General features: G+C 60.1%; 12 protein-coding genes. 11 read left to right on the top strand and 1 reads right to left on the bottom strand.

What is annotated here, in order from left to right:
- Positions 1-19 precede the first annotated feature (19 nt).
- The 6 genes from murJ (at position 20) to ispH (ending at position 7,560) form a co-directional block, all read left to right on the top strand.
- Entirely contained in the window at positions 20-1,558 is a 1,539-nt protein-coding gene (gene murJ, locus ELQ88_RS06230) for a murein biosynthesis integral membrane protein MurJ (protein ID WP_138964188.1), read from the top strand.
- Between the two features lie 129 nt (positions 1,559-1,687).
- Complete coding sequence (gene ribF, locus ELQ88_RS06235; RefSeq protein ID WP_168187340.1) at positions 1,688-2,638, top strand: bifunctional riboflavin kinase/FAD synthetase; 951 nt, start codon at positions 1,688-1,690, stop codon at positions 2,636-2,638.
- On the top strand, positions 2,639-5,470 hold the full coding sequence (gene ileS / locus ELQ88_RS06240) for an isoleucine--tRNA ligase (protein WP_128870774.1): 2,832 nt from the start codon (positions 2,639-2,641) through the stop codon (positions 5,468-5,470).
- Positions 5,463-5,975, top strand: a complete 513-nt coding sequence (lspA, locus tag ELQ88_RS06245) for a signal peptidase II (RefSeq protein ID WP_128870775.1) — start codon at positions 5,463-5,465, stop codon at positions 5,973-5,975. Before ileS ends, lspA begins: the two co-directional genes overlap by 8 nt.
- A gap of 7 nt (positions 5,976-5,982) precedes the next feature.
- A complete protein-coding gene (gene fkpB / locus ELQ88_RS06250) occupies positions 5,983-6,420 on the top strand; it encodes an FKBP-type peptidyl-prolyl cis-trans isomerase (protein WP_178084739.1) in 438 nt (145 codons plus the stop codon).
- A 192-nt stretch (positions 6,421-6,612) separates the two neighbouring features.
- Complete coding sequence (gene ispH, locus ELQ88_RS06255; protein WP_128870777.1) at positions 6,613-7,560, top strand: 4-hydroxy-3-methylbut-2-enyl diphosphate reductase; 948 nt, start codon at positions 6,613-6,615, stop codon at positions 7,558-7,560.
- Here ispH and ELQ88_RS06260 read toward each other — a convergent pair.
- Positions 7,537-8,079, bottom strand: coding sequence for a GspH/FimT family pseudopilin (locus ELQ88_RS06260; RefSeq protein WP_138964190.1), 543 nt, complete (start codon positions 8,077-8,079; stop codon positions 7,537-7,539). The two genes, ispH and ELQ88_RS06260, sit on opposite strands and share 24 nt — an antisense overlap.
- 129 nt (positions 8,080-8,208) lie before the next feature.
- On the opposite strand from ELQ88_RS06260, the gene ELQ88_RS06265 reads away from it, so the two are divergent.
- Genes ELQ88_RS06265 through ELQ88_RS06285 form a run of 5 tightly spaced genes read left to right on the top strand, consistent with a single transcriptional unit; the run spans position 8,209 to position 13,435 of the window.
- Positions 8,209-8,682, top strand: coding sequence for a GspH/FimT family pseudopilin (locus ELQ88_RS06265; protein WP_128870779.1), 474 nt, complete (start codon positions 8,209-8,211; stop codon positions 8,680-8,682).
- Positions 8,679-9,128 (top strand): type IV pilus modification protein PilV, encoded by a 450-nt coding sequence (gene pilV / locus ELQ88_RS06270; protein ID WP_138964192.1) that lies wholly within the window; start codon positions 8,679-8,681, stop codon positions 9,126-9,128. Before ELQ88_RS06265 ends, pilV begins: the two co-directional genes overlap by 4 nt.
- On the top strand, positions 9,125-9,838 hold the full coding sequence (locus ELQ88_RS06275) for a prepilin-type N-terminal cleavage/methylation domain-containing protein (protein ID WP_138964194.1): 714 nt from the start codon (positions 9,125-9,127) through the stop codon (positions 9,836-9,838). Before pilV ends, ELQ88_RS06275 begins: the two co-directional genes overlap by 4 nt.
- A gap of 11 nt (positions 9,839-9,849) precedes the next feature.
- The gene (locus ELQ88_RS06280) at positions 9,850-10,332 is read left to right on the top strand and encodes a PilX N-terminal domain-containing pilus assembly protein (RefSeq protein WP_138964196.1); all 483 of its coding nucleotides are present in this window, start codon (positions 9,850-9,852) and stop codon (positions 10,330-10,332) included.
- Entirely contained in the window at positions 10,319-13,435 is a 3,117-nt protein-coding gene (locus ELQ88_RS06285) for a PilC/PilY family type IV pilus protein (protein WP_138964198.1), read from the top strand. The genes ELQ88_RS06280 and ELQ88_RS06285 overlap by 14 nt, the downstream gene beginning before the upstream one ends.
- Position 13,436 lies beyond the last annotated feature (1 nt).

The following is a 13,436-nucleotide window of genomic DNA, read 5'->3' on the forward strand; positions in this document are numbered from 1 at the left end:
ACAGGCACAAACTCTTTCAATGAATCTGCTCAAATCGTTGGCCGCCGTCAGCTCTATCACGATGATTTCCCGGGTTCTGGGGTTCGTCAGGGACACTCTAATCGCACGGGCATTTGGTGCCGGGATGGCGACCGACGCCTTCTTTATCGCCTTCAAACTGCCCAATCTACTGCGGAGGATCTTCGCCGAGGGGGCATTTTCCCAAGCCTTCGTGCCGATTCTGGCCGAATACAAAAACCAGCAGGGCGAGGAGGCGACGCGGACCTTTGTCGCCTATGTCTGCGGCCTGCTGACGCTGGTGCTGGCGCTGGTGACCGTGCTGGGCATGGTTGCCGCGCCGTGGGTCATCTGGGCGACTGCGCCGGGTTTCACCGATACCCCGGAAAAGTTCGAGCTGACCGTGAGTCTGCTGCGGGTGACTTTTCCATACATATTGCTGATCTCCCTGTCTTCATTGGCCGGTGCGATCCTCAATACCTATAACCGCTTTTCGGTGCCGGCCTTTGTGCCAACGCTACTCAACGTCAGCATGATCATCTTTGCGGTATTCCTGACACCGTACTTCGATCCGCCGGTCATGGCCCTGGGTTGGGCGGTACTGGTCGGTGGCCTGGCGCAATTGCTCTATCAATTGCCGCACCTGAAGAAGATCGGCATGTTGGTACTGCCGCGCCTGAACCTGCGCGACAGCGGGGTCTGGCGGGTGTTGAAGCAGATGGCACCGGCGATTCTCGGTGTTTCGGTGAGCCAGATTTCGCTGATCATCAACACCATCTTCGCCTCCTTTCTGGTCGCCGGTTCCGTGTCCTGGATGTATTACGCCGACCGCTTGATGGAATTGCCGTCCGGTGTGCTGGGCGTGGCGTTGGGCACGATCTTGCTGCCGACCCTGGCCAAGTCCTACGCCAGCAAGGATCGCCAGGAATATTCGCGAATCCTCGACTGGGGTCTGCGCCTGTGCTTCATACTGGTGTTGCCGTGCTCGCTGGCACTGGGGATTCTGGCGGAGCCGCTGACGGTGTCACTGTTCCAGTACGGGCAGTTCAGTGCATTTGATGCGGCCATGACTCAGCGTGCACTGGTCGCCTATTCGGTCGGTCTGCTGGGGATTATCGTCATCAAAGTGTTGGCTCCGGGCTTTTATGCGCAACAAAACATCCGTACCCCGGTAAAAATCGCGATTTTCACTTTGGTCGTTACTCAGCTGTTCAACCTGGTGCTGATCGGCCCGCTGGCCCATGCTGGCCTGGCCCTGGCCATCAGCGCCGGTGCCTGCCTCAACGCCGGCCTGCTGTTCTATCAACTGCGCAAGCAGCAGATGTACCAGCCGCAGCCCGGCTGGGCGAAGTTCGGGGTTAAACTGGTGGTTGCGGTGCTGGTGATGTCCGCGGTATTGCTGGGCGCGATGCATTTCATGCCGGCCTGGGATCAGGGGCACATGCTCGAACGATTCCTGCGTCTGGGCGCGCTGGTGATCGCTGGCGTGGTGGCATATTTCGGTATGTTGCTGTTGATGGGCTTCCGTTTGCGCGACTTCAATCGCAAGGCGCTGAGCTGAGGTTACGACCTCGATAAACACGGGCGGGCCGGCAGTTTTGTCGGTTCGATCACTTTGGGTTACGGTGTTGCCTGTCGTCGGCCGCCGTGTGTGGTTATAATCGACCACTTTATGAGCAAGAAGCGCGTTATGCAGCTGGTTCGAGGCCTCCACAACCTGCGCCCCCAGCATCGGGGCTGTGTCGCCACTATTGGCAACTTTGACGGTGTTCACCGTGGTCACCAGGCAATCCTGGCGAGGCTGCGTGAGCGTGCGCTCGAGTTGGGCGTGCCCAGCTGCGTGGTGATTTTCGAGCCGCAGCCCCGAGAATTCTTCGCCCCGGATACGGCTCCCGCCCGTCTGGCCCGCCTGCGAGACAAATTGCAGCTGCTGGCCGTCGAAGGTGTCGACCGGGTGTTGTGCCTGGCGTTCAACCAGCGTCTGAGCAAGCTCAGCGCCAGCGAATTCGTCGATACCATCCTGGTGGACGGTCTTGGCGTGCAGCATCTGGAGGTCGGTGATGACTTCCGGTTCGGTTGTGACCGGGTAGGGGACTTCGTTTTCCTGCAGCAGGCCGGCGTCCTGCAAGGCTTTACCGTCGAAGCCGCGCAGACGGTCGAGCTGGACGGCATACGCGTCAGCAGCACCCAGGTCCGCAATGCCCTGGCCGCTGCCGATTTTGTCTTGGCCGAGCAGTTGCTCGGTCGCCCGTTCCGGATTGCCGGACGGGTCTTGCACGGCCAGAAGCTGGCCCGCCAGTTGGGTACGCCCACGGCCAACATACAACTCAAGCGTCGTCGCGTACCGTTGACCGGGGTTTACCTGGTCAATGTCGACATCGACGGCAAGACCTGGCCAGGCGTCGCCAATATCGGCGTGCGGCCAACGGTCCAAGGGGATGGCAAAGCCCACCTCGAAGTGCATCTTTTAGATTTTGCCGGCGATCTGTATGACCGGCGTTTGACGGTGGTTTTCCACCACAAGCTGCGTGAAGAGCAGCGTTTCGCCTCTCTGGAGGCGCTTAAGACGGCGATCAATGCGGATGTTGCCGCCGCCCGTGCCCTGTCGCACCTAGCGCCAATCGCTAATGAAGAGCCTTAAATGACCGACTATAAAGCCACGCTAAACCTTCCGGACACCGCCTTCCCTATGAAGGCCGGCCTGCCTCAGCGCGAACCGCAGATTCTGCAGCGCTGGGACAGCATTGGCCTGTACGGTAAGTTGCGCGAAATTGGCAAGGATCGTCCGAAGTTCGTCCTGCACGACGGTCCTCCGTACGCCAACGGCACGATTCACATCGGTCATGCACTGAACAAGATTCTCAAGGACATGATCATCCGTTCGAAAACCCTGTCGGGTTTCGACGCGCCTTATATCCCGGGCTGGGATTGCCATGGCCTGCCGATCGAACACAAGGTCGAAGTGACCCACGGCAAGAACCTGGGCGCGGACAAGACCCGCGAACTGTGCCGTGCCTACGCCACCGAGCAGATCGAAGGCCAGAAGTCCGAATTCATCCGTCTGGGCGTGTTGGGCGACTTTGCCAACCCGTACAAGACCATGGATTTCAAGAACGAGGCCGGTGAAATCCGCGCCTTGGCCGAAATCGTCAAGGGCGGCTTCGTGTTCAAGGGCCTCAAGCCTGTGAACTGGTGCTTCGACTGCGGTTCGGCCCTGGCTGAAGCGGAAGTCGAGTACGAGAACAAGAAGTCTTCGACCATCGACGTTGCCTTCCCGATTGCCGATGAAGCCAAACTGGCTGCCGCTTTCGGTCTGCCGTCGCTGGGCAAGCCCGCTTCGATCGTGATCTGGACCACCACCCCGTGGACCATCCCGGCCAACCAGGCGTTGAACGTCCATCCGGAATTCAACTACGCGCTGGTCGACGTCGGCGACAAGCTGCTGGTGCTGGCGGAAGAGCTGGTCGAGTCGTGCCTGGCCCGTTACAGCCTGGAAGGCTCGGTCATCGCGACCACCACAGGTAAAGAACTGGAACTGATCAACTTCCGTCACCCGTTCTACGATCGCCTGTCGCCCGTTTACCTGGCTGAGTACGTTGAACTGGGCGCTGGCACCGGCGTGGTTCACTCCGCACCGGCCTACGGCGTAGACGACTTCGTGACCTGCAAGAAATACGGCATGGTCAACGACGACATCCTCAATCCGGTGCAAAGCAACGGCGTTTACGCGACCTCGCTGGAGTTCTTCGGCGGCCAGTTCATCTGGAAGGCCAATCCGGCCATCGTCGACAAACTGACCGAAGTCGGTGCGTTGCTGCACACCAGCATCATCGAACACAGCTACATGCACTGCTGGCGTCACAAGACCCCGCTGATCTACCGCGCCACCGCGCAGTGGTTCATCGGCATGGACAAAGAGCCTGTGACCGGCGATACCCTGCGCAAGCGGGCGATCAAAGCCATCGAAGAAACCAAGTTCGTTCCAGCCTGGGGCCAGGCGCGCCTGCACTCGATGATTGCCAATCGTCCGGACTGGTGCATCTCCCGTCAGCGCAACTGGGGTGTGCCGATCCCGTTCTTCCTGAACAAGGAAAGCGGCGAACTGCACCCGCGCACCGCCGAGCTGATGGAAGAAGTCGCCAAGCGCGTCGAAGTCGAAGGCATCGAAGCCTGGTTCAAGATGGACGCCGCCGAATTGCTCGGTGACGAAGCGCCGCTGTACGACAAGATCAGCGACACCCTGGACGTCTGGTTCGATTCGGGCACCACGCACTGGCACGTCCTGCGCGGTTCGCACCCGATGGGCCACGAGACCGGTCCACGCGCCGACCTGTACCTGGAAGGCTCCGACCAACACCGCGGCTGGTTCCACTCGTCGCTGCTGACCGGTTGCGCCATCGACAATCACGCGCCGTACCGCGAACTGTTGACTCACGGCTTCACCGTCGACGAGTCCGGTCGCAAGATGTCCAAGTCGTTGGGCAACGTGATCGCGCCGCAAAAAGTCAACGACACCCTGGGCGCCGACATCATGCGCCTGTGGGTGGCGTCTACCGATTACTCGGGCGAAATGGCGGTTTCCGAGCAGATTCTGCAACGCAGTGCGGACGCCTACCGGCGTATCCGTAACACCGCGCGCTTCCTGCTCTCGAACCTGACCGGCTTCAACCCGGCCACCGACATCCTGCCGGCCGAAGAAATGCTGGCGCTGGACCGTTGGGCCGTGGACCGCACCCTGCTGCTGCAACGCGAGTTGCAAGAGCACTACGGCGAATACCGCTTCTGGAACGTCTACTCCAAGATCCACAACTTCTGCGTGCAGGAGCTGGGCGGTTTCTACCTGGACATCATCAAGGACCGTCAGTACACCACTGGCGCCAACAGCAAGGCCCGCCGTTCGGCGCAAACCGCGCTGTATCACATCTCCGAGGCGCTGGTGCGCTGGATCGCGCCGATCCTCGCGTTCACCGCTGATGAACTGTGGCAATACCTGCCGGGCGAGCGCAACGAGTCCGTGATGCTCAACACCTGGTACGAAGGCCTGAGCGAGCTGCCGGAAGGTATCGAGCTGGACCGCGCCTACTGGGAGCGGATCATGGCGGTGAAGGTCGCGGTCAACAAGGAAATGGAAATCCAGCGTGCGGCCAAGGCCGTCGGTGGCAACCTGCAAGCCGAAGTGACGCTGTTCGCCGAAGAGGCGCTGAGCGCCGACCTGGCCAAGCTGAGCAACGAGCTGCGCTTTGTACTGATTACCTCGACAGCTACCGTCGCGCCGTTCGTGCAGGCGCCTGCCGATGCCGTGGTCACCGAAGTCACCGGTTTGAAGCTGCAAGTGGTCAAGTCGAGCCACGCCAAGTGCGCCCGTTGCTGGCACTGCCGTGAAGACGTTGGCGTGAACCCGGAACATCCGGAAATCTGCGGTCGTTGCGTCGACAATATCAGCGGCGCCGGCGAGGTTCGTCACTATGCCTAATGGCGTTGGTCGTTTCGGACGGCTGAGCTGGCTCTGGTTGAGTCTGCTGGTCCTGGTCATTGACCAGGCCAGCAAGTTCTACTTCGAAGGCAGGCTCGAAATGTTCCAGCAGATCGTGGTGATCCCCGATCTGTTCAGCTGGACACTGGCCTACAACACCGGTGCGGCGTTCAGCTTCCTGGCCGACAGCTCCGGCTGGCAGCGCTGGCTGTTCGCATTGATCGCGGTCGTGGTCAGTGTGGTGCTGGTCGTTTGGCTCAAGCGTCTTGGGCGCAACGAAACCTGGCTGGCGGTCGCTTTGGCGCTGGTGCTGGGTGGCGCGTTGGGCAATCTGTATGACCGCATTGCCTATGGCCATGTGATCGATTTCATCCTGGTGCATTGGCAGAACCGCTGGTATTTCCCTGCGTTCAACTTTGCCGACAGTGCAATTACTGTCGGTGCCGTGATGCTGGCGCTGGATATGTTCAAAACCAAGAAAACCGGAGAAGCCGTTCATGACTGAACAGGTATTGGCTGAGCAACGCATCCGCCAGAACACGGAAGTCACCTTGCACTTTGCATTGCGCCTGGACAATGGCGACACCGTCGACAGCACCTTCGACAAAGCCCCGGCGACCTTCAAGGTCGGCGACGGTAACCTGTTGCCAGGTTTCGAAGCAGCGCTGTTCGGCTTCAAGGCGGGTGACAAGCGTACGCTGACGATTGCGCCGGAAAACGCTTTTGGCCAGCCGAACCCGCAGAACGTGCAGATCATCCCGCGCTCTCAGTTCAAGGACATGGAACTGTCATCGGGTTTGCTGGTGATCTTCAACGATGCGGCCAATACTGAGTTGCCGGGCGTGGTAAAGGAGTTCGATGACGAGCAAGTGACCATCGACTTCAACCATCCGTTGGCTGGCAAGACATTGACCTTTGACGTCGAAATCATCGACGTCAAATCGCTGTAACGGACCGAACACGGCTCGCGATAACATACGTTCTTTCTGAATCTACGCGGTGTCCTGTAGGAGCGAGCTTGCTCGCGATGATCGTTAACGATAGCGCGTTCGTTCTGAATTAACGCGGTGTCCTGAAGTCCATCGTCGGAACGCCGCCCGGAGCAAGCTCGCTCCTACACAGGGCAAGACACGAGGCACAGCATGCAAATCAAACTCGCCAATCCCCGTGGCTTCTGCGCCGGTGTGGACCGGGCGATCGAAATCGTCAACCGCGCCCTGGAAGTCTTCGGGCCGCCGATCTATGTGCGTCACGAAGTGGTCCACAACAAATTCGTCGTCGAAGACCTGCGTGCTCGCGGCGCGATTTTCGTTGAAGAACTGGATCAGGTGCCGGACGACGTCATCGTGATCTTCAGTGCCCACGGTGTGTCCCAGGCTGTACGTACCGAAGCGGCCGGCCGCGGCCTGAAGGTATTCGACGCGACCTGTCCGCTGGTGACCAAGGTGCATATCGAGGTCGCGCGCTATAGCCGCGACGGCCGTGAATGCATCCTTATCGGCCACGCCGGTCACCCGGAAGTCGAAGGCACCATGGGCCAGTACGATGGCAGCAACGGTGGCGCGATTTACCTGGTCGAAGACGAAAAAGACGTTGCTGCGTTGCAAGTGACCAATCCCGAAAAACTGGCGTTCGTGACCCAGACCACGCTGTCCATGGATGACACCAGTCGCGTCATCGATGCCCTGCGCGCGCGTTTCCCTTCGATCGGCGGGCCGCGCAAGGACGACATCTGCTACGCCACGCAAAACCGTCAGGACGCGGTCAAGCAACTGGCCGACGAATGCGACGTGGTGTTGGTGGTCGGCAGCCCGAACAGCTCCAACTCCAATCGCCTGCGTGAGCTTGCCGAACGCATGGCGACTCCGGCTTACCTGATCGACGGCGCCGAAGATCTGCGCAAGAGCTGGTTCGAAGGTGTCGAGCGCATCGGCATCACCGCTGGCGCTTCGGCACCGGAAGTCCTGGTGCGTGGCGTGATCCAGCAGTTGCAGGCGTGGGGCGCTACCGGGGCCGATGAACTGGCGGGCCGCGAGGAGAACATCACGTTCTCCATGCCTAAAGAATTAAGAGTCCGCTCTTTGCTCTGAGTCTTTTCCTCCCGCGCACAATGCCTGCACGGTTTTTTGACTGCGCAGGCTGACACGACCGTTCGAAGCCAGCACCACCTGGTGTTGGCTGATCGGCTCGCGGACCGCGCAAACATGCAGCGTTCCTGCTTGAAAGCCATTGTGCAGCGGTTCGCCCAGATTGCTGAAGCGTATGGACGTCCTGACATATTGATTGCCGAAAATCGGCACCCGGGTGCCACTCCGGCGTTCGACCAGCAACGGATTGCTGCTGTCCTCGTGTCCCTTGCCATTAACATCCACAATGATCCGCCAGCCTTGGCTCCAGTCGCCGTCGATGGCGTGAATCATGACGGTCTGGCTGCGCGTGATCGCTTCGCTCCTGGCGCTGCGCAGGCCAGCGACCAGCGAGTTCGCCGCTTCCTCGCGATGGTTCGCCTCGATGAGTGCCGCTAAAGCCGGACTGACCAATGACAGAACAATCCCGGTAATTGTCAGTCCCATGAGCAGTTCGATCAGGCTGAAACCTTGCTGACGCATGACAACTCCCTCCCTGGAGTGGTACCCCGCGCGATCCATGCGCAGGTAATGGCAAATCAACCGTACATCAGCCGGTCGAATGTTCTAGCGTGTAGAAGCAGGTATAGCCGACGGCTACGGAGGGCAACGATGGATCATCGTACAAAAGGTTTCACGCTGATCGAGTTGCTGGTCGCGCTCGCGGTTTTTCTGATCCTGATCACGATAGCTGTTCCGGCATTTACCCGTTCGGTGCAAAGTACCAAGGCCGACACCGAAATGGGCGATCTGCAGCGCGCTCTGAATTTCGCCCGACTGGAAGCCATCGACCGGGGCATTACCACCCAGCTTCGTCCGACAGAAACAGGCAAAGTCTGGACCGGTGAGCTGGCTGTTTACGACGCTAGTGTCAAACCGCCCATTGTATTGCGGGTTGTTCCGGCCATGAGCAGCGGTGCGAGTCTGACGCTAACCTCAGGCGTGACCGCGATCGATTTCAACAATCTGGGCGGGTTGGCGGCACCCTCTGCGCCGGTGGTGATCAGCTACGTATTGGGGGCGCAAAGCAGGACGCTGAATGTGTGTTTGAATGGACGAATTCTATTGGGTGGAAGTTGCGGATGAGGGGATGGAGCAAGCGTGCACAGGAGGGCATGACGCTGATCGAGGTTTTGGTGGCGTTGTTGATACTGAGCGTCGGTCTGTTGGGGGCGGCGGCGATTCAGCTCAACGCGCTGAAATACACGGACAGCTCGCGGATGACCAGCCAGGCCAGTTTTATCGCCTACGACCTGATGGACCGCATTCGCGCCAACTCCGCTGCCGATTACACCGTCACGCCACCGACCTCGGGCAACCTGAGCGTCGCCCGGGATCAGGATTTGTATGATTTCACCTCCAACATCGTCAACGCCCTCGGCGCCACTGCGACAGGCAGCGTCACGCGCAATCAGCGGGTATACACCATCACCATCACCTGGGACGATTCGCGGGCTGCCAATATCGCCGATTCGCGGCGCAGCTACGTGCTGAGCAGTCGCGCCACCGTCGACCCGATGTCGACGCCATGAAGAACGCCAGCAAAGGTTTCGGCCTGATCGAATTATTGATCGCCCTGGCGTTGAGCCTGATCGTGGTGCTGGGCGTCGCGCAGGTTTTCATTGCCGCCAAGAACACTTACGTCAGCCAGAACGCCGCGGCCAACATGCAGGAAGACGCACGATTCGTGCTGAGCAAGCTGATTCAGGAAATCCGCATGGTCGGCATGTTCGGTTGCCTGGGGACGATCACCGACGCCAGTTCGGCGGGCGATTTCAACGCCAGTCAGGCCACACCGATCAGTTGGGACAATGCCAACCTCAAACTGACGCTGGTGACCGCCGATGTTGGAGGCAGTGGCGGGACGCCCGTGTGGACGGTGGTTTCGGACTGTAGAAACACGGCGACGGCTTATACCGGCGTGCGAGCGCCGGTATCGGGACAACTGGCGTTTCCGATCCGACGGCTGATCTACAGCTTTAAAAATAACCAATTGACGCTGGGGAGCGGCCCCGGGACGCCGACTCAGGTGGTGCTGGTCGACAATGTCAGTGCTTTCAACGTGAGCTTCGGCCTCGCCAGTTCGGCCACCGATGTGGCCGCTTCCAGCTACAGCAGCAACCCGTCGGACCCCGCGCGAATCCGCAGCGTCCGTCTGACGTTGACCCTCAGAGATCCGAACGCTCGGGTGCGCGATCAAACCTTCAACGTGGTTGCCGCTCTGCGCAACCGGTTGCCATGAGGGAGGGGACGATGAAGCGTTCTCCGATGACCTCTCGGGCCCAGCGCGGCATGGCTCTGCTGGTCAGCCTGGTGTTTCTCTTGCTGCTGACATTGATTGGCCTTTCATCTATGCAGAACGCCACCTTGCAGGAAAAAATGGCCGGCAGTGTGACCCTGCGCAATCAATCGTTCCAGGCCGCCGAAGCCGCGTTGCGTATCGGCGAAAGTGCCGTGCAGCTGGACACCTATTCGTTGCCGGTCTGCAGCGGTACCAGCCAATGCGCGCCGCCGGGGGAGTCTTCAACGATCACCGGTGCCGGATTCAACTCCACCTCGGGGGTGACCTGGATCGCCGCCGGTGGTGGTTTCTACGGGGTGCAAAACATCGGAACCACCTTGAACGCCGTGAATATACCCAGCAACACCTCGACAACGCTGTACCGGGTGACCGCCGTGGCCATCGCAGGCAACAACGTTCGTACCGTGGTGGAGAGCATTTATGCGAAGTACTGAGCGGCGCGCCGGACTGTGGAGGCTGTTTTGCGGCGCCGTGCTGGGTATGTATTTGTCGGCCCCGGTGTATGCGTTCACTCCCTCGGACTCACCGCTGTTGAGTGCCGCCGCCGTCCCGCCCAACGTGATGTTGCTGATCGATGACTCGGGAAGCATGAACAACATCATCTGGGCGCCAGGGTTCGATCCAACGGTCAACCGCGCGCAGATCGCCATTTGCAGTTCCAACACCTCATGCTTCAGCGGGCAGAATCTGGACATGAGCAATACCAACATCCTCCTGTCCAGCCTCAACCGGGGAGGCTGCTCGACCAGCGGCAATTGGTACGGTTTCTATCGCGGCTTTCTGGGGCTGTCCTCCATATGCCTGAAGCTGCCCGACCCGGTGGGCAACGAAAACACTCGCTACACCGCCGACTACTTGTCTTATCTGGTGGGCCTGGCCAATGGTTCCAACAGAGATTTCACCAGCGGCACCGGCGCGATCCCCAACGATTACCGGATGAGCGTGGCACAGGATGTGTCGACAAACCTGGTCAGCAGCAATCGCGCGCTGCGTATCGGCCTGGCGACTTTTAACCCGCCCGCCAGCAGCAACTCCGGCCCCGGCGGTTTTATTGCCCGTCCGGTCAGTGACCTGTCTCCCGTCAGCGGCAGCGTCACCCAGGCCCAGGCGAACACCAACTACAGCGCCCTGATCGCCTCGATCAGTGGCTTGAGCGCCATAGCCAATACCCCGTTGGCGGAATCCTATTACGAGATAACCCGGTACATGCGCGGCATGGCGCCGTACTACAACGCCGCACCGACCACCTACACCAGTCCGATCCAGTATCGCTGCCAAAAGAACTACGGCGTGGTAATCACCGATGGCCTGCCCACCTTCGACCGGACTTTCCCCACCAATGACCCGCTCGGCGGCAGCCGTTTACCGAACTGGGACGGCATCAGCACCAACGATGGCGACAACCTGTTCGGTGACGCAGAGGGCGATACCCTGTACCTGGACGACATTGCCAAGTTCGCCTTTGACATCGACATGCGCACCACCGGTACCGACGCCGCGGGCAAAAACTGGAGCGCGGCGGACTTCCCCAAGCAGAACATGAACACCTACACCGTCGGTTTCACCGCCGCGAACCAGATGTTGTCGGACGCCGCCAGATACGGGCAGGGCAAGTACTACCAGGCGACGGACAGTGCCGGCCTCAATACGGCATTGTCATCGGCCTTGAGCGACATCACGTCCAAGGCCGGTTCCGGAGGCAGCGGCATCACCAGCAGCTCGATCGTCGGCGTCGGCTCCTCCTATTACCAGACCAGCTATGACCCCAAGGACTGGCGCGGCACGATCAAGTCCTATGGCTTCAGCTCCAACGGCGAGGTCAATACCGCCTCGGTACTCTGGACGACCGACACGGCCATCGTGCCCGGCGCCACGGCACCGACCTATCAGTCCTGGAATACTCTGACCAACGCGCCCGTGACCCTGGCCTATGCCAACTTCTCGCCGGCGCAGCAGACGATCCTCGGTCAGGGTTTGCCTACCGGCATAACCGCAAGCGACTTGGTGGAGTGGAGCAAGGGCATCAACAAAACCGGGTTGAAAGTGCGCAGCGCATTACTCGGCGACATCATCAATTCACCCCTGGTACTGGCGTCGCCTTCGGACAAGACCGCCGCCGACCTGGTGGGCGATACCAGCTACAGCACCTACCTCGCCACCAAAGCCACGAACATGAGCGCCAGTCTGGTGGTAAACGCCAATGACGGCTTTGTAAACGTCATCAACCCGGCCAACGGCACCCGGCGTTACGCCTACATGCCGTCGAGTGTGCTGCCCTCCCTGCGCACTATCGCCGACACCGCCTACCTCAACGGGGTCGGTCACGAGTTTCTGGTCGATGGGCAGCTCGGCGTGTTCGATGCCCAGCTCAACAGTGCCTGGAAAACCCTCGCCCTGGGCGGTACCGGCGCGGGCGGCAAGACGTTTTACGCCGTGCAACTGTACGACGCAGCGGTGGGTAACGTGACCAAGGCGTTGTGGGAGATCAGTGCGCCGACCACGGCCAATACCGCGAACGTGTTCAATGACCTGGGTTATGCCTACGCCCGTCCGGAAGTGGCACGCTTGGCCGATGGGCGTTGGGCGGCGTTCATCTCCAACGGCTATGGCAGCAGTTCAGGGGTGGCGGCGTTATACGTGGTGGACATTCGTGATGGGTCGCTGATAAAGAAGATCGTCATCGACAGCAGCGAAACCACCAACGGCCTGTCCTCGGTGAAACTCAAGGTCAATTCGCAGAACGTGGTGCAGGCCGCCTACGGCGGTGACCTGAAAGGACGGTTGTGGAAGTTTGACCTGAGTGGCGCTACCACAGACACCTGGGGCGTAGCGTTCTCCGGCAAGCCGTTGTTTACCACCGCCGGGGGCGCCACTCAGCCGATCACGGCGCAACCGCTGCTGGCGGACAACACCCTGGGCGGCAAGGTGGTATTTTTCGGCAGCGGAAAATTCAACGAGACGGCCGACAAGACCAACAAGGATCTACAGGCGTTCTATGCGGTGTGGGACGCCAACGGTGGCAGCGGGCAGATCACCACCTCCAGTTTGCAGGCCCAGGCGGTGACGGGCGTGTTTTCGGGAAGCTCGGGGCAGTTCATCACCACCAGCCAGAACGAAGTGACCTACCCGGCCAAGAAGGGCTGGTACCTGCCGCTGGTCTACAACAGCGTGTTGAACGGGGAGCGGGTGATCAACCAGGCGGCTTTGATTCTGGGACGAATCGTCTTTACCACCGCCAGCGTCGACACTACGGACCCTTGTGCCAGTTTCGGCACCGGCAAACTGATCGAACTGGATGCATTCAGCGGTAAAATGTTCAACTACGCGGTGCTCGATACCAATGGCGATAACGTGGTCGACAGCAGCGACACGATTTCCAGCGGGGTGATATTCACTGGCGGGATGCCGGTGTTGAACGCCATCGTCAACGGCGGCACCGCCAAGATCGTGGGCGATTCCAGTGCGACGGTGACCCGGCTGACGGAAAAGGGCGGCAACGGTGACAGTCGTCGCATCATGTGGCGACAAATACAGTAAG

Origin of the sequence: Pseudomonas sp. MPC6 (genome assembly GCF_006094435.1) — a bacterium.
In the GTDB taxonomy this organism is placed as follows: Bacteria; Pseudomonadota; Gammaproteobacteria; order Pseudomonadales; family Pseudomonadaceae; genus Aquipseudomonas.